13 protein-coding genes are annotated in these 16,522 nt (G+C 69.0%); 1 reads left to right on the forward strand and 12 read right to left on the reverse strand.

Annotated elements, in window-relative coordinates; translation table 11 throughout:
* Window positions 1–29: 29 nt before the first annotated feature.
* The 10 genes from AC5RTY_RS07145 to hisI form a co-directional block, all read right to left on the reverse strand.
* Window positions 30–1,490, reverse strand: coding sequence for a glutamate synthase subunit beta (locus AC5RTY_RS07145; RefSeq protein WP_494139288.1), 1,461 nt, complete (start codon window positions 1,488–1,490; stop codon window positions 30–32).
* Window positions 1,483–6,114, reverse strand: coding sequence for a glutamate synthase large subunit (gene gltB / locus AC5RTY_RS07150; RefSeq protein WP_494139289.1), 4,632 nt, complete (start codon window positions 6,112–6,114; stop codon window positions 1,483–1,485). The genes AC5RTY_RS07145 and gltB overlap by 8 nt, the downstream gene beginning before the upstream one ends.
* 493 nt (window positions 6,115–6,607) lie before the next feature.
* Complete coding sequence (gene lgt, locus AC5RTY_RS07155) at window positions 6,608–7,876, reverse strand: prolipoprotein diacylglyceryl transferase (protein ID WP_494139290.1); 1,269 nt, start codon at window positions 7,874–7,876, stop codon at window positions 6,608–6,610.
* A 74-nt stretch (window positions 7,877–7,950) separates the two neighbouring features.
* Window positions 7,951–8,754: a tryptophan synthase subunit alpha gene (trpA, locus tag AC5RTY_RS07160; protein WP_494025854.1), complete on the reverse strand. Its 804-nt coding sequence runs from the start codon at window positions 8,752–8,754 to the stop codon at window positions 7,951–7,953.
* Window positions 8,751–10,079 (reverse strand): tryptophan synthase subunit beta, encoded by a 1,329-nt coding sequence (gene trpB, locus AC5RTY_RS07165; protein ID WP_494139291.1) that lies wholly within the window; start codon window positions 10,077–10,079, stop codon window positions 8,751–8,753. Before trpB ends, trpA begins: the two co-directional genes overlap by 4 nt.
* Before the next feature lie 90 nt (window positions 10,080–10,169).
* A complete protein-coding gene (gene trpC, locus AC5RTY_RS07170) occupies window positions 10,170–10,988 on the reverse strand; it encodes an indole-3-glycerol phosphate synthase TrpC (protein ID WP_494139292.1) in 819 nt (272 codons plus the stop codon).
* A 2-nt stretch (window positions 10,989–10,990) separates the two neighbouring features.
* Complete coding sequence (locus AC5RTY_RS07175; RefSeq protein WP_493999592.1) at window positions 10,991–11,272, reverse strand: HGxxPAAW family protein; 282 nt, start codon at window positions 11,270–11,272, stop codon at window positions 10,991–10,993.
* A 119-nt stretch (window positions 11,273–11,391) separates the two neighbouring features.
* Window positions 11,392–12,036 carry a Trp biosynthesis-associated membrane protein gene (locus AC5RTY_RS07180; protein WP_494139293.1) on the reverse strand — a complete coding sequence of 215 codons (645 nt, stop codon included), beginning with the start codon at window positions 12,034–12,036 and terminating at the stop codon, window positions 11,392–11,394.
* Window positions 12,033–13,604: an anthranilate synthase component I gene (locus AC5RTY_RS07185; protein ID WP_494023172.1), complete on the reverse strand. Its 1,572-nt coding sequence runs from the start codon at window positions 13,602–13,604 to the stop codon at window positions 12,033–12,035. Before AC5RTY_RS07185 ends, AC5RTY_RS07180 begins: the two co-directional genes overlap by 4 nt.
* Before the next feature lie 53 nt (window positions 13,605–13,657).
* Window positions 13,658–14,098 (reverse strand): phosphoribosyl-AMP cyclohydrolase, encoded by a 441-nt coding sequence (hisI, locus tag AC5RTY_RS07190; RefSeq protein ID WP_494139294.1) that lies wholly within the window; start codon window positions 14,096–14,098, stop codon window positions 13,658–13,660.
* A 107-nt stretch (window positions 14,099–14,205) separates the two neighbouring features.
* Between hisI and AC5RTY_RS07195 the strand changes: the two genes are divergently transcribed.
* Window positions 14,206–14,850, forward strand: coding sequence for a TIGR03085 family metal-binding protein (locus AC5RTY_RS07195; RefSeq protein ID WP_494023314.1), 645 nt, complete (start codon window positions 14,206–14,208; stop codon window positions 14,848–14,850).
* Window positions 14,851–14,870: 20 nt separating this feature from the next.
* On the opposite strand, the gene hisF is transcribed toward AC5RTY_RS07195, so the two are convergent.
* Window positions 14,871–15,641 (reverse strand): imidazole glycerol phosphate synthase subunit HisF, encoded by a 771-nt coding sequence (gene hisF / locus AC5RTY_RS07200; protein WP_493999587.1) that lies wholly within the window; start codon window positions 15,639–15,641, stop codon window positions 14,871–14,873.
* Window positions 15,642–15,658: 17 nt separating this feature from the next.
* On the reverse strand, window positions 15,659–16,504 hold the full coding sequence (gene hisG, locus AC5RTY_RS07205) for an ATP phosphoribosyltransferase (protein ID WP_493999586.1): 846 nt from the start codon (window positions 16,502–16,504) through the stop codon (window positions 15,659–15,661).
* Window positions 16,505–16,522 lie beyond the last annotated feature (18 nt).

The following is a 16,522-nucleotide window of genomic DNA, read 5'->3' on the forward strand; positions in this document are numbered from 1 at the left end:
AATGCGGCCATCGCGCAGGCGGGCCGCCGCTAGGGCAGCACCGCGATCGCACGGTCTTCCGGGGCCACCGGTGCCGGCAGCCGCGTGGTACCGGTCAACCACCGGTCGACGGCGGCGGCGCAGGCGCGCCCCTCGGCGATCGCCCACACGATCAAGGACTGTCCTCGCCCGGCGTCGCCGGCCACGAAGATGCCCTCGGCGCCGGTCATGTAGCCGCCGTCGCGTGCGACGTTCCCGCGCTCGTCGAAGGACGCGTTGACCTGCGCATCGATCCCGGCATGCTCCGGACCGGTGAAGCCCAGGGACAGGAACACCAGGTCCGCCGGGATCTCCCGCTCCGTTCCCGCCTTGGGCACCCGCCTGCCGTCCACGAACTCGGTCTCGGCGACCTTCAGCGCGGTGAGCACGCCGTTCTCGCCCACGAACTCCACGGTGGAGGCGAGGTAGGTCCGCTCGCCGCCTTCCTCGTGGGCGCTGGCCACTTCGAACAGCGTGGGGAACGTCGGCCACGGCTGGTGCGAAGCACGCTGGGCCGGCGGCTGCTTGCCGATGGCCAGGGTGGTGACCGAGGCCGCCTGCTGCCGGTGCGCGGTGCCGAGGCAGTCCGCGCCGGTGTCGCCGCCGCCCAGGATCACCACGTGCTTGCCCCGGGCGTCGATCTGGTCCGGGACCGATTCGCCGGCGACCACCCGGTTGGCCTGCACCAGGTAGTCCATGGCGAAGTGCACGCCGGACAGCCCGCGACCGGGGATCGGCAGGTCCCGTGGCACGGTGGCACCGGTCGCGATCACCACGGCGTCGTAGCGGCGGCGCAGCTGGTCCCAGCTGATGTCCTTGCCCGCCTCGATGCCGGTGCGGAACCGCGTGCCCTCGGCCCGCATCTGCTCCAGCCGGCGGTCCAGGTAGTGCTTCTCCATCTTGAAGTCGGGAATGCCGTAACGCAGCAAACCGCCTACCTTGTCGTCGCGCTCGTACACCGCCACGGTGTGGCCGGCCCGTGTCAGTTGCTGCGCCGTGGCCAGCCCCGCGGGGCCGGATCCGACGACGGCGATCGTGTGACCGGTCAGCCGCTCCGGCGCGTGCGGAGTCACCCAGCCCTGGTCGAAGGCTTCCTCGATGACGGAGACTTCCACCTGCTTGATGGTCACCGCCGGCTGGTTGATGCCCAGCACGCAGGCCGCCTCGCACGGCGCCGGGCACAGCCGGCCGGTGAATTCGGGGAAGTTGTTGGTGGCGTGCAGCCGCTCGATCGCTTCCTGGTCCTTGCCGCGCCAGGTCAGGTCGTTCCACTCCGGGATCAGGTTCGCCAGCGGGCAGCCCTGGTGGCAGAACGGGATGCCGCAGTCCATGCAGCGGCCGGCCTGGCTGCGGAGCACTCCCTTTTCCTGTGCCTCGTAGACTTCCTTCCAGTCCATGATCCGCACGGGAACAGGACGGCGGGGCTGGGTCTGGCGTTCTCGAACTTTCATAAATCCGCGTGGGTCAGCCACCGGTTACCTCCAGGATTCGGGTCCAGACAACATCGCCGTCGGGGTCGAGCCCTTCGGCTTCGGCGTTCGCCCGGGCTTGCAGCACCGCCGCGTAGTCGCGCGGCAGCACCTTGGTGATGCGGGCCAGGGTCCCTCCGAGGTCCTCGAGCAGGCGCCCGGCGAGCCGGGAACCGGTCTCCTCCGTATGTTTCTTCAGCAGGGTGGCGATGGTCCCTTCGTCCGCCGGGTCCGGCCGCAGCAGCTGCAATTCGCCGCTGCCGGTGCTCTGCGTGTTCAGCATGCCGGGGTCCAGGTCCAGCACGTAGGCCACGCCGCCGGACATGCCGGCGCCGAAGTTGCGGCCGGTCCGGCCCAGGACCAGGGCCAGTCCCCCGGTCATGTACTCGCAGCCGTGGTCGCCGATTCCTTCGACGACGGCGGTGGCACCCGAGTTCCGGACCAGGAACCGCTCGCCCACCTGGCCGCGCAGGAACATCTCGCCGCTGGTGGCGCCATAACCGATGACGTTGCCCGCAATCACGTTGCGTTCGGACGCGAACGTGTTGGCCCGGTCAGGCCGGACGATAATCCGTCCGCCGGAGAGCCCCTTGCCGACGTAGTCGTTCGAGTCGCCGAGCAGCCGCAGGGTGATGCCGGCGGGCAGGAAGGCGCCCAGCGACTGCCCGGCCTGTCCGGTCAGCGTCACGTCGATGGTGTCGTCCGCCAGGGTCTCGATGCCGAAACGCTTGGTCACTTCGTGGCCGAGCATCGTGCCCACGGCCCGGTCGGTGTTGATCACGTCCAGGCTGATCCGCACCGGTTCGCGGTTGGTCAGCGCGTCGGAGCTCATGGCGATCAGCTGGTTGTCGAAGTGCTTGTCCAGTTCGTGGTTCTGCGTGGTCGTGTTGCGCAGCGGAATGTCGGAGTCGGTGCCGTAGCCGCGCAGGATCGGTGACAGGTCCAGGCCGTCGGCCTTCCAGTGGTCGAGTGCTTCGCGGGTGTCCAGCAGCTCCGCGTGGCCGACGGCCTCGGCCAGGCTGCGGAAGCCCAGTCCGGCCAGCAGTTCGCGCACTTCCTCCGCAATGAACTCGAAGAAGTTCACCACGAACTCGGGCTTGCCGGTGAACCGCCGGCGGAGTTCCGGGTTCTGCGTGGCAACCCCCACGGGGCAGGTGTCCAGGTGGCAGACGCGCATCATGATGCAGCCGGAGACCACCAGCGGCGCCGTCGCGAAGCCGAACTCCTCGCCGCCCAGCAGCGCCGCGATCACCACGTCGCGGCCGCTCTTCAGCTGCCCGTCCACCTGCACGACCACCCGGTCCCGCAGGCCGTTGAGCATCAGCGTCTGCTGCGTCTCGGCCAGCCCCAGTTCCCAGGGCGCTCCGGCATGCTTGAGCGAGTTCAGGGGGCTCGCCCCGGTGCCGCCGTCATGCCCCGAGACGAGGACGACGTCGGCCTTCGCCTTGGTCACGCCGGCCGCCACGGTGCCGATCCCGACTTCGGACACCAGCTTCACATGAACGCGCGCCGAGGGGTTGGAGCGCTTCAGGTCGTAGATCAGCTGCGCCAGGTCCTCGATCGAGTAGATGTCGTGGTGCGGCGGCGGGGAGATCAGGCCCACGCCCGGCGTCGAATGCCTGGTCCGGGCCACCCACGGGTAGACCTTCTGGCTCATCAGTTGGCCGCCCTCGCCGGGCTTGGCTCCCTGGGCCATCTTGATCTGGAGGTCCTCCGCGTTGGTCAGGTACAGGCTGGTGACGCCGAACCGGCCGGAGGCCACCTGCTTGATCGCCGAACGGCGCTCCGGGTCCAGCAGCCGGTCCACGTCCTCGCCGCCCTCGCCGGTGTTCGATTTCCCGCCCAGCCGGTTCATGGCGATGGCGAGCGTTTCGTGCGCCTCCTGTGAGATGGAGCCGTAGCTCATGGCCCCCGTGGAGAAACGCTTGACTATGCTGGAGACCGGTTCGACCTCCTCCAGCGGCACGGGCGGGCGGGCGCCGGCCTTGAACTTCAAGAGGCCGCGGAGCGTCATCAGGTCCTTCGCCTGGTCGTCCACGCCGCGGGTGTACGCCTTGAACACGTCGTAGCGCCGTTCGCGGGTGGCATGCTGCAGCCGGAACACCGTCTCCGGGTTGAACAGGTGCGGCGGTCCTTCGCGGCGCCACTGATATTCGCCGCCGTTCTCGAGTGACCGGTGGGGGTCTTCGATCCCGTCGGCGGGGTAGGCCTGGGCGTGCCGCGCCGCGGTCTCGGCGGCGATGACGTCCAGGCCCACGCCGCCGAGCTGCGACTGGGTGCCGGCAAAGTACTGGTCGACCAGGGATTGGGCGAGCCCGATCGCTTCGAACGTCTGGGCACCGCAGTAGGAGGGGACGGTGGAAATGCCCATCTTGGACATGATCTTGAGCACGCCCTTGCCCAGGCCCTTGATCAGGTTCTGCACGGCCTGGGCCGCGGTGACGCCCTGGAGGTCGCCGTTGCGCACCAGTTCCTCGCAGCTTTCCATCGCCAGATACGGATTGACGGCGGAAGCGCCGTACCCGATGAGGGCGGCCACGTGGTGGACCTCGCGCACGTCGCCGGCTTCCACCAGCAGGGAGATCTTGGTCCGGTTGGCGCTCTTGAGCAGGTGGTGGTGCACGGCGCTGGTCAGCAGCAGCGACGGGATGGGCGCCCATTGGGCGTTCGAGTCCCGGTCCGAGAGCACGATGAACTTCACACCGCGGTTGACGGCGCCGGAGACCTTTTCGCAGATTTCCTGCAGCCGGGCGGCCAACTCGGCGGCGCCGCCGTCGGGCCGGTAGAGGCCGCTCACCTTCAGCGCGAGGCGGCTGCCCTCCTCGTCTTCCATCGCGGCGATCTTGGCCAGTTCGTCGTTGTTGATCACGGGGAAGTTCAGCGCCACCTGAGTGGTGCGAACCTGGCCGGTCGCCAGCAGGTTGCCGTCGGGGCCGATCGACGAACGCAGCGAGGTCACGAGTTCTTCGCGGATGGCGTCCAGCGGGGGGTTGGTCACCTGGGCGAAGGACTGCACGAAGTAGTCGAACAGCAGCCGAGGGCGCTTGGACAACACCGCAATCGGGGTGTCGGTGCCCATGGCCCCCAGCGGTTCGGCGCCGGTGCGGGCCATCGGGCCCAGCAGGATCCGCAGCTCTTCCTGCGTGTAGCCGAAGGTCCGCTGGCGGAGGTTGACCGACGCGGCGGTGTGCACCACGTGCTCGCGTTCCGGCAGGTCTTCCAGCCGGATCATGTTGTCCTTGAGCCATTCGCCCCACGGGTTGGCGGCCGCGACGTCGGCCTTGATCTCCTCGTCCTCGACCAGCCGGCCGGCCTCGGTATCCACCAGGAACATCTTCCCCGGTGAGACCCGGCCCTTCCTGACCACCGTGGCGGGATCGATGTTGACGACCCCGACCTCCGAGGCCAGCACGACCAACCCGTCGTCGGTAACCCAGTAGCGGGCCGGGCGCAGGCCGTTGCGGTCGAGCACGGCTCCAACGAGCCGGCCGTCGGTGAAGGAAACGGCCGCGGGGCCGTCCCACGGCTCCATCAGCATCGAGTGGTACTGGTAGAAGGCACGGCGCTCAGGGTCCATCGTGGCGTGGTTCTCCCACGCCTCCGGAATCATCATCATGATCGCCTGCGTAATCGGGCGGCCCGCGAGCATCAGCAATTCGGCGACTTCGTCAAAGGAGGCGGAGTCGGAGGCGCCGGGCGTGCAAATGGGGAACAGCTCTTCCGGCGTGTCGCCCAGCAGGGGGCCCTTCAGCTGCGACTGGCGGGCCCGCATCCAGTTGCGGTTGCCCTTGACCGTATTGATCTCGCCGTTGTGCGCGATGGTGCGGAACGGCTGGGCCAGCGGCCACGAGGGGAACGTGTTGGTGGAGAAGCGGGAGTGGACGATACCCAGTTTCGTCTTGAAGCGAGGGTCGGAGAGGTCCGGGTAGAAGGGTTCCAGTTGCGCGGTGGTCAGCATTCCCTTGTAGACGATGGTCTTGGACGACAGCGACGGGAAATACACGCCGAACTTGTTTTGGGCGCGCTTGCGGACGCGGAAAACGCGGGCATCCACATCGCTGCTGCCGGCAGCGGCCGGGTCGAGGCCCAGGAACACCTGGGCAAAGTGGGGCATGCAGGACCGCGCCATGGCGCCGACCAGTTCGGCCACCACCGGGACGTCGCGCCAGCCGAGGACTGTGAGGCCTTCGGAGGCGGCGATGGCCTCCACGCCGTCCCGCGCTACCGCCGCCTCAGACTCGTCGCTGGGCAGGAACGCGGTTCCGGCGGCATACCGGCCCGCCGCCGGCAGTTCGAAGCCCACCACCGCGCGGAAGAATTCATCGGGGATCTGGGTGAGCAACCCGGCGCCGTCGCCGGTTCCTTCGTCGGCGCCGACCGCGCCGCGGTGTTCCAGATTGCGCAGCGCCGTCAGCGCCGCGTCGACGATGTGGTGGCCCGGCCCGCCCCGCAGGGTGGCAATCACCGCCAGGCCGCAGGCGTCCTTTTCGTGGGCGGGGTCGTACAGCCCGGTTTTTTCCGGGTAGGCGGCGAAACGACTGAACGGCGAGGGCACCGTGGTGTGCCGGCGTTCGTGTCCGCCGCCGAGGCTGCGCGGGGTACTCGACCCCTTGAACGGAGGAGTCATCTGAACTTCCTTCTCCTGGATGTAGGTGAGAAGGGGACGGCGCTGGCCCCGCCCGGGCCCGCTCGAGCAAGCAGGCCCGTGATCCATGGATTCTGTGGCCAGCTCACCCCGCACAGCGCATTCGGTGTCCAGGGGTCGGATGGGGGCCGCCAGGATGAACTGTGCGGTCGATCGGCCACGGCCGCCGGGACCGCACTGGGTGGTGCGCCTGTCCGGCGGAGAATCCACGTCAGTGTGGTCGGTACGCCGCATGCCTGCGCCCGGTTGGTGGTCCGGGAGGTGCGTACTGATGGTTCGGACCGACGGTGAGGGCGGACCGGCCGCGGAGCGAGTCTGTTCTGCGGTAGAGCGACGATAGCACGGCGGGGACCCCGCAACACAGGCTTTTCCGGTTTTTTACCGACCGCTTTTCGGATTGCCGGCGGCAGTCCGGAGCGCACGAAGCCGCCGGAACGTCAGATTGCTGCGTTCCGGCGGCTGCGCGGGGAAGAAACTAGTTCTGGCTGCGGTTGTTGTCCGCCCTGAGCGGGTCGTTCCCGGCCGCGGCATCGGCGGCTTTGGGGGCATTGGCCGCATCGGCGGGCTTGGCAGCATCCGCGGGGTTGGCAGCATCCGCGGGGTTGGCAGCATTCGCGGGCTTGGCGGCGGTCTCGGCTGCGGGCTTGGCCGCATCCGCGGGCTTGACGGCGGCCTCGGCTGAAGGACCTTCGTCCGCGGCAGGCTCCCCGGCCTTCGCGTCGGGCCTCCCGGCAGCGGTTTCGGCCTTCTCCCCCGCGATCACGGAGGATCCTGCCCCGCCGGCGCGGGGTCCGCCGTCGTGCTTGGCTGCGTTCTCCTGCCGAGCCGCGGCCTGCCCGGATTCGGCCCCTTCCGCGACTGCCGAGGGCTCGCGGCCCGGCAGGTACAGGGAGTCGGTCTCCGCGGTCCGCGGACGGCGCGCCAGCACGATGAAGATCACGACGGCGGCGACCAGCAGCAGCAGCGACGTCCAGACGTTCAGCCGCTGGGTGATGCCGAAGATCGTGATCATTTCGGCATCGTCGATGCGCAGCATTTCGATCCAGACCCGACCGAGGGTATAGAACGCGACGTACAGCCAGAACAGCATTCCGCGGCGGAACTTGAAGCGCCGGTCCAGGAGCAGCAGCAGCGCCACGCCCGCCAGGTTCCACAGGGACTCATAGAGGAAGGTGGGGTGGAACAGCGTGCCCGGTTCCGCGTCGGCCGGGAAGTTGGGGTTGTCGGCGTCGATCTCCAGGCCCCAGGGCAGCGTGGTGGGGGCGCCGAAGAGTTCCTGGTTAAACCAGTTGCCCCAGCGGCCGATCGCCTGTGCCAGCAGCACGCCGGGTGCGGCGGCGTCCATGAAGGCCGGCAGCTTGAAGCCGGCCCGGCGACACCCGATCCAGGCACCGACCAGGCCCAGTGCCACCGCTCCCCAGATTCCGAGCCCGCCGCGCCAAATCTGCGGGATCAGGCCGAGGTCGCCGTTCGGCCCGAAGTAGGCGTCGGGCGAGGAGAACACGTGGTAGAGACGGCCGCCGACAATGCCGAACGGGATGGCCCAGATGGCCACGTCCCAGATGAATTCTTCCGGCCCGCCGCGGGCCTTCCAGCGGCGGTGGGTGAGCCAGATGGCCGCGACGATGCCCAGCAGGATGCACAGCGCGTACGCGTGGATGGTGAGCGGGCCGATGCTGAATCCGGACCAGCCGGGGCTGGGGATGGAGGCCGGTACGGCCGTTGCAATAGTCGTGCTGTACACCAGGTGAGTCCTCTTGGCCGAAAGTTGCGGGTCGGGCGCGGCCCGCGGCAAACCGCTGGCCACCGGTTATTCTGTCAGGCCCGGGCTGTGCCTTCGCTTAGCCGCGCCGCGAGCTTGCCCAGTGCCGGCACGCCGGCGTTGCCGAGTTCGGCCACCAGCGCGGTGCCCACGATGGCGCCTTCGGCATACGCGCCGATCTCGCGTACGTGCTCGGGACTGGAGACGCCCAGGCCAACGCAGACCCGTTCGGCTCCGGCCTCATGCGCCGACCGCACCACGCGCTCGGCGGCGCCGGAAACGCTCTCGCGGGCGCCGGTGACGCCCATGATCGACACCGCGTAGACAAACCCGCGGCTGGCCTTGACCGTCATCGCCATCCGCTCCGGGGAGGACGACGGGGCGACCAGGAACACGCGGTCCAGCCCGTACTTGTCCGAAGCCTCGAACCATTCGGCCGCCTCGTCCGGAATCAGGTCCGGGGTGATCAGCCCGGCGCCGCCGGCCTCGGCCAGCCGGCGGGAGAACTCGTCGACGCCCATCCGCAGGACCGGATTCCAGTACGTCATCACCAGCACGGCGGCGTCGCAGCGGGCGGTGATGCCGGCGACGATGTCGAACACCTGGCTGACCCGGAAGCCGTCCTTCAGCGCCTGCACGGTGGCGGCCTGGATGACGGCGCCGTCCATCACCGGGTCGGAGTACGGGATGCCGATCTCAATGACGTCGACGCCGTTCTCCGCCAGCGCGACGGCGGCGTCGATGGTGGTCTGGACGTCGGGGTAGCCGGCGGGCAGATAGCCGATCAGGGCGGTCCGGCCGTCGGCCAGGGCACGGTCGATGGCCGCGGCGGATTTGCTGGCGGTGGCGGTATTGTTCACAGCTGCTCTCCTTCGGAGCCGATTTCGGCCTCGGGCGATTCGTCCGGCAGCAGGCCGAACCATTCCGCCGCGGTGGCGACGTCCTTGTCGCCCCGGCCGGAAAGATTCACGACGATGATGACGTCCTGCGGATGATCCTTGCCCTCGGTCAGGCGCTTGCCCACCCGCAGCGCCCCGGCCAGGGCGTGCGACGACTCGATGGCCGGGATGATGCCCTCGGTGCGGCAGAGCAGCCGGAAAGCGTCCATCGCCTCGCTGTCGGTGACCGGCTCGTAGCTGGCCCGGCCGATGTCCGACAGGTAGGAGTGCTCGGGCCCGACACCGGGATAGTCCAGCCCGGCCGAGATCGAATGCGACTCTATGGTCTGGCCGTCTTCATCCTGCATGAGGTAGGAGCGCGCGCCGTGCAGCACGCCGGGCCGGCCCAGCGTGATGGTTGCGGCATGGCGGCCGGTGTCGACGCCGTCGCCGCCGGCCTCAAAGCCGTACAGCGCGACGTTCCGGTCGTCGAGGAAGCCGTGGAAGATGCCGATGGCGTTCGAACCGCCCCCGATGCAGGCGCAGACGGCGTCCGGCAGCCGGCCGGTCTGGTCCAAAATCTGCGCCCGGGCTTCCTCGCCGATGACTTCGTGGAAATAGCGGACGAGCGCCGGGAAGGGGTGGGCGCCGGCGGCGGTGCCCAGCAGGTAGTGGGTGTCGTGCACATTGGCCACCCAGTCGCGCAGGGCCTCGTTGATGGCGTCCTTGAGCGTCTGCGACCCGGCGGTGACGGGCACGACGGTGGCTCCGAGGAGCTCCATCCGGGCCACGTTCAGGGCCTGCCGGCGCGTGTCCTCGGCGCCCATGTAGACCACGCACTCCAGGCCGAGCAGCGCGGCGGCGGTGGCGCTGGCGACGCCGTGCTGGCCGGCACCGGTCTCCGCAATAATCCGGGTCTTGCCCATCCGCTGGGCCAGCAGGGCCTGGCCCAGCACGTTGTTGATCTTGTGGGAGCCGGTATGGTTCAGGTCCTCGCGCTTGAGGAAGATCCGGGCGCCGCCGGCATGCCGGGAAAAGCGCTTGGCTTCGGTCAGCAGCGATGGCCGGCCCGAATAGTTCTTGTTCAGCTCGGCGACCTGGGCGATGAACTCCGGGTCCGCCTTGGCCTTGTCGAACGTGTCTTCCAGTTCGTCCAGCGCAGCAATCAGGGATTCCGGCATCCAGCGCCCGCCGAAGGCACCGAAATACGGGCCGGGGGCATGGCGGAGGCTGCCGCCGGCCAGGAAGGCATCGGCCGGTTCCTGGGAGTTTCCGGGCTCCGCCGGGGTATCGGGGCTCTGCGTCATGGCCGTCCTGTCTGTTACTGGAGGCAGGACGGCCAGCCGCAACCGGCCCTGCCTGCCCCTGGGGATTCTTAAGTTGTGTGGCGCGTTGGTTCAGCCGCGCGCGGCAATGGCCTCGGCGCCCGCCGCTCCGAATTCGGCCACGGCGGCTTCCGGGTCGCCCGTGATGACCAGCGCCTCGCCCACCAGGACGGCGTCGGCGCCCTGCGTGGCGTAGTCGCGCACGTCGTCCACTCCGCGGACTCCGGATTCGGCCACCACCACGGCGCCGGCGGGGATCCGGCCCGCCAATCCGGCGAACACCGAGCGGTCCACGTCCAGGGTCTTCAGGTTGCGGACGTTCACGCCGATGATGCGTGCGTCCACGGCGACGGCGCGGTCGATTTCTTCGGCGGTATGCGTCTCGACCAAGGCCTCCATGCCCAGTTCGTGCGTCAGCCCCAGCAAGGCCTTCAGCCGCTCGTCGTCCAGTGCGGCGACGATCAGCAGCACCAGGTCGGCGCCGTGGGCGCGTGCCTCGAAGATCTGGTATTCGTCGACGTTGAAGTCCTTGCGCAGCAGCGGAACGTCCACCGCGGCGCGCACCGCGTCGAAGTCGGCGAGCGAGCCGTTGAACCGGCGCTGCTCCGTCAACACGCTGATCACGGCGGCACCGCCGCGTTCGTAACCGGCGGCCAGTTCGGCGGGATCGGCGATGGACGCCAGGTCGCCTTTGGAGGGGCTCTTGCGCTTGACCTCGGCGATCACCTTGAGAGCGGTTCGCGGCGAATCGTTGCCGCCCAGAGCCGCGTAAGCATCACGCGGAGCCGGCGCGGCCGCGGCCAGCCGCTGGATCTGCGCCAACGGAACCTGGGCGCGCCGGGACTCGAGGTCTTCGCGGACTCCAACGATGATGTCGTCGAGAACGGTCACGTTCAGTGTCCGCTGCCCTGGATCTTGCTGCCGTCCACGCCGTAGCCGACCTTCTTCATGATCCAGCCGACGATCAGGCCAATGAACATGATTGCCACGCCGGCCCAGAAGACCGGGGACGAGGCCATGGCGAAGCCGATGCCTCCCACGATGGAGCCCAAGATCATGATGAGCACGCAGGTCCAGGCGGCGGGGCTGTTGCCGTGGCCGATGACCTCGTCGTGGATGCTGCCTGCCGGATCCGTCTTCATCGCGGTTTCGGTGGCGGTGGCCTGGTTGCCCATGGTGTATCTCCCTCTAAAAACGGTTCTGCTACTTCATTCTGCCATTGTTTGCGGGCCCGGCAGGCCAGTGTGACACGGCCGCCGGCGGCCCCGCTGCCCGGTGCCGGGCGGCCGGCGGTTCAGTCGGTCGGGTCGTTGCCCCGGCTGAGCTGGTCCCAGCTGTCGATTTCATCCACGCTGCCGGCCCGGTCGGACGGCATGCCGTCGGCCTGCCGCTCGGTTGCCGGCACGTACTTCTTCGACGCGGCCCAGGAACGCCCGGCCGCCAGCAGCCAGACGGCCGTCAGCAACAGCAGGACACCGGCGGCGGCGCCCAGGTACGGGAAGACCGTAATGCCGACGGCGGCCTCTCCCCCGATCTGCCCGGTCGCCTCCCCGATGGCCGCCGAAGCGGCCCCGGCCGGGTTGGCGATCACCGTAAGACTGGCGGCCGAGATGCCGATGCCGGCCGCGGCCAGCAGCACGGCGATCACGATGCGGGCGATCCGGCCGGCGATGGAAGCGGCCAAGGCGGCGGCCAGTGCCACCAGCGCAAGGGCCGTCACCGCGGTAGCGGCGTCGCTGCCGGGCACGCTCACGTCGGGGGTCTGCACCCGGGTCCCCGGGAACCGGGCCGTGAGCCAGGTTTGCGTCGTGGTGCCAAAGGCGGCCAGCGACATCACGACGGCGGCGAGCACCACGGTGCCCTTGCGCCGCCAACGCGCGGCGGCAGGCCGTGGCGCCGGTGCCGCGTCCGGGGCCGGGGAGGTGTTCTCTTCGCTCATTGCTGCCCCTTGACCGGTACGTGTGCCGGGTTGGCCGGGTGGAGCCGCGATGCCAGGGTCACTGCCCGCAGCGGCGCCGCCGCCTTGTTCACGGTCTCCAGCGCCTCGGCCTCCGGCTGGGAGTCGGCCACGATCCCGCCGCCGGACTGGACGTAGGCGACGCCGCCGCGCAGCAGCGCCGAGCGGATGGCGATGGCCATGTCCATGTCCCCGGCAAAGTCCAGGTAGCCCACAACGCCGCCGTAGATGCCGCGGCGGTGCGGTTCCAGTTCGTCCAACAGCCTCAGGGCGCGGGGTTTGGGCGCACCGGAGAGCGTGCCCGCCGGGAACGTCGCGGCCAGCACGTCGTAGGCGCTCTTGTCCGGCGACAGACGGCCGACCACGGTGGAGACCAGATGCATGATGTGGCTGAATTTCTCCACCTCCATGAACTGCGTGACGTCGACGCTGCCGGGCGTGCAGACCTTGGAGATGTCGTTGCGGGCCAGGTCCACGAGCATCAGGTGCTCCGCGCGTTCCTTTTGGTCGGCCAGCAGTTCCTCGGCCAGTTCCTTGTCATGCTCCACGCTGTGCCCGCGTGGCCTGGATCCGGCGATCGGGTGGGTGATGACCTCGTCGCCGGTCAGGGTGACCAGTGCCTCCGGGGAGGACCCCACGATCGAGTAGCCCACGCCGTCGGCGTCTTCCAGGCTGAACAGGTACATGTAGGGGCTGGGGTTCAGGTTCCGCAACACGCGGTAGACGTCGAGGGCCTCGGCCGAACATTCGGCCTCGAACCGGCGGGAGATCACCACCTGGAACACTTCGCCGTCGACGATTGCTTCCTTGCCGCGGTCCACGGCCGCCAAATACTTCTCCCGGGCCCAGCGGTGGGTCACGCTGTTCATCAGGTCGGCGGTTTCCAGGGCGGCGTCTTCCAGCACCGACACCTGCTGCGCGAGCGGTTCAGCGAGCTGCGCCAGCAGGTGTTTGGCGCGTTTCACGGCGTCCAGCCATGCCTCGTCGACGCGCTCGTCGCGGTTGTCGAAGTTGATGGCGTTGGCGATCAGCGTGACCGTGCCTTCGGCGTTGTCGTGCACGGCGAGGTCGGTAACAAGGTTCATGGCCAGTTCCGGCAGGTTCAGGTCGTCTTCCGGCGGGGACGTCAGCTTCTCCCAGTGCCGCACGGCCTCCCAGCCGACGAATCCCACCAGCCCGGACGTCAGCGGCGGGAGCGAGTCGAACCGTTCGGTCCGCAGCGCCTCCACCGTGCCGCGCAGGGCCTCCACCGGGTTGCCGGTGCGCGGCACGCCCACCGGCGGCTCCCCCAGCCAGTGCGCCTGCCCGTCCCTGGTCGTGAGCGTGGCCCGCGAGTTGGCACCGATGAAGGAATAGCGGGACCAGACTCCGCCGACGGCGGCCGACTCCAACAGGAAGGTTCCCGGCCGGGAATCGGCCAGCCTGCGGTAGATGGAAATGGGAGTCTGGTCATCGGCGAGCACCTTGATGGAGACCGGGATGACCCTGCGGTCGCGGGCCAGCGCGCGGAATTCCTCCAGGCTGGGGCTGATGACGCCAAGGTCCTGCATGCGTTATCTGTCTTTCGCTTCAGTGGCTGATACTGCGGTGGTCAGAGGCCCGTTCAGGCGCCGGATGCTCCTTGGTTGCCGTCCGGTTCGGCGCTGTGGCCGGCGACGGCGTCGAGGCCCCGGCCGTCAAAGCAGGTGCGGGTGCCGGTGTGGCAGGCGGCGCCGACCTGGTCTACCCGGACCAACAGGGCGTCGCCGTCGCAGTCCAGGGCCACCGACTTGACGAACTGCACGTGGCCGGAGGTGTCGCCCTTGCGCCAGTACTCCCGGCGCGAGCGCGAGTAGAAGGTCACGCGGCCGCTGGTCAAGGTGCGGTGCAGCGCCTCGTCATCCATCCAGCCCAGCATCAGCACCTCACCGGAATCGAACTGCTGGACGATCGCGGCGACCAGGCCGGCGGAATCGCGCTTGAGCCGGCCGGCGACGGCTGGGTCGAGGGCCGTTGCGCCGGCCCCGGACGGCACTGTTGTGGGGAAATCAGACTCGGAAGGCATCCCTACAAGTCTAGTGCCAAGTCCCGGAGGCTCCCGCCCGCGCCGGCACGGGCGCACGTACACATTTATCGGCCCGCAAGCGCCCCCTTCGTGCTAGGTTCAGAGTGATGCATTACGTAAATCCGTCCCGTGAAGTCCTGGCCGAGACCTTGCTGGCTGCCGGGCCGGATTCACCCACCCTGTGCGAGGGGTGGAAGACCGCAGAACTGGCCGCCCATCTGTACATCCGTGAACACCGTGTGGGTGCCGCCCTCGGCCTGGCCTTTAAGCCGCTGGCCAGGGTTTCGGACGACGCCACCCGCAAGGTGGCGGACACTGCCCGGGAACCGGCCGGCTACGCCAAGCTGGTGGAAGCCTTCCGCGCGGGCCCGCCGGCCTGGTCCCCGTTCAGGGTGCGGGCCGTGGACACGGTGGCCAACCTGGTGGAATTCTTCGTCCACACCGAAGACATCCGCCGGGCCACCGACCGCTGGGCGCCGCGGGCGCTGGACGAGGACTATTCGGCGGCACTGTGGGACGAACTGGTTAAGCGGGCGGCCTTGCTGTACCGGGGAGTGGACCTGGGCATCGTGCTCGTGCGTCCGGACGGCCCGCGGCACGTGGCCAAGCGGGCACCCGTCTCGGTGGCCATCGGCGGAGAACCGGGCGAACTGCTGATGCATGCGTCCGGCCGGACCAGGCATGCGCTGGTCACCTTCGAGGGCCAGGCCGATGCCGTGGCCCTGCTGGACAGCGCCGAAATCGGCCTCTGACCCTTCCCCGGCTCCGGGACTCACCGGACCGGGTAGCCCGCGTCCCGGATCGCCTGCTTGACCTGCGCGATGGCGTCGTCGGGCCCGAAATGGAAGACCGAGGCTGCCAGCACCGCGTCCGCCCCGGCGGCGACGGCCGGCGGGAAATGCGCGGGCTTGCCGGCGCCGCCGGAAGCAATCAGCGGGACCTTCACCGCCGCCCGTACCGCCCGGATCATCTCCAGGTCGAACCCGTCCTTCGTTCCGTCGGCATCGATGGAGTTGAGCAACAACTCCCCCACTCCCCGGTCGGCCGCCTCGCGGGCCCACTGCACCGCGTCGATCCCCGTGCCCTTGCGGCCGCCGTGCGTGGTGACTTCGAATCCGGAGGCCACCGAGGGGTCATCGGTCCGGCGGGCATCCAGCGAGAGCACCAGCACCTGGGAACCGAAATGGCGGGTGATTTCGTCGATCACATCGGGCCGGGCGACCGCGGCGGTGTTGATGGCGGCCTTGTCCGCCCCGAAGCGCAGCAGTTTGTCGACGTCGGCGACCTCGCGCACGCCGCCGCCCACGGTCAGCGGGATGAAGACTTCCTCCGCGGTGCGGGCCACGACGTCGAACGTCGTCTCGCGGTTGCCGGAGGAGGCGGTGACGTCCAGAAAGGTCAACTCGTCGGCTCCGGCACGGTCGTACCGGTGCGCCAGTTCCACCGGGTCACCGGCGTCGCGCAGGCCTTCGAAATTAATTCCCTTGACCACGCGTCCGGCGTCGACGTCCAGGCAGGGGATCACACGGATGGCAACAGTCATGGCTTACTCCGGGGCAGTCAGATGCGGCAGGCGTGGATGGTGCTGACCAGGATGGCCCGGGCACCGAGATCGTAGAGCTCGTCCATGATGCGGTTGGTCTGGGTGCGACGGACCATCGAGCGCACGGCCACCCAGCCGGTATCGCGCAGCGGCGAGATGGTCGGTGACTCCAGCCCCGGGGTCAGCGCCGCGGCGGCGTCCACGAGGTCCTTGCGGATGTCGTAGTCCATCATGACGTACTCGCGGGCAACAATCACGCCGCGCAGCCGGCGCATCAGCACGTCCAGCCCGTTGGCCGGGGTCTCCCCCGCGCGGCCGATCAGCACGGCCTCGGACTTCAGGATGGGGTCCCCGAAGATTTCCATCCCGGCGGCCCGGAGCGTGTTGCCGGTCTCCACGACGTCTGCAATCGCGTCGGCAACGCCGAGGCGCACGGAGGACTCCACCGCGCCGTCCAGCCGGACGACGGAGGCGTCGATCCCGTGCTCGGCCAGGTAGCTGCGCAGCAGCCCGTCATAGCTGGTGGCCAGGCGCTTGCCGTTCAGTTGCGCGGCACTGGTGAACTCGCCGAGCGGACCGGCGAACCGGAACGTGGACGCCGCGAAGCCGAGGTTCATCAGCTCGACGGCGTCCACCTGTGCGTCCAAAAACAGGTCACGTCCGGTGATCCCGACGTCAAGGGTGCCGGAGCCTACGTAGACGGCGATGTCGCGCGGGCGGAGGAAGAAAAACTCAATGTCGTTGTCGGCATCGGTCATGACCAGTTCGCGGCTGTCGCGGCGCTGGAGGTAGCCGGCCTCGCCCAGCATGGCGGAGGCGGCTTCGGACAGGGAACCTTTGTTGGGAACAGCTACACGCAGCATGTGGGGGTCTTTCTGGGA

Source organism: Arthrobacter sp. Y3224055, from assembly GCF_059090825.1.

Coding starts and splice junctions, on each gene's coding strand:
- gltB (WP_494139289.1), bottom strand. CDS start 6,114: ATGACTCCTCCGTTCAAGGGGTCGAGTACCCCGCGCAGCCTCGGCGGC.
- trpB (WP_494139291.1), bottom strand. CDS start 10,079: ATGACGCAGAGCCCCGATACCCCGGCGGAGCCCGGAAACTCCCAGGAA.
- AC5RTY_RS07175 (WP_493999592.1), bottom strand. CDS start 11,272: ATGGGCAACCAGGCCACCGCCACCGAAACCGCGATGAAGACGGATCCG.
- AC5RTY_RS07180 (WP_494139293.1), bottom strand. CDS start 12,036: ATGAGCGAAGAGAACACCTCCCCGGCCCCGGACGCGGCACCGGCGCCA.
- AC5RTY_RS07185 (WP_494023172.1), bottom strand. CDS start 13,604: ATGCAGGACCTTGGCGTCATCAGCCCCAGCCTGGAGGAATTCCGCGCG.
- hisI (WP_494139294.1), bottom strand. CDS start 14,098: ATGCCTTCCGAGTCTGATTTCCCCACAACAGTGCCGTCCGGGGCCGGC.
- AC5RTY_RS07195 (WP_494023314.1), top strand. CDS start 14,206: ATGCATTACGTAAATCCGTCCCGTGAAGTCCTGGCCGAGACCTTGCTG.
- hisF (WP_493999587.1), bottom strand. CDS start 15,641: ATGACTGTTGCCATCCGTGTGATCCCCTGCCTGGACGTCGACGCCGGA.
- hisG (WP_493999586.1), bottom strand. CDS start 16,504: ATGCTGCGTGTAGCTGTTCCCAACAAAGGTTCCCTGTCCGAAGCCGCC.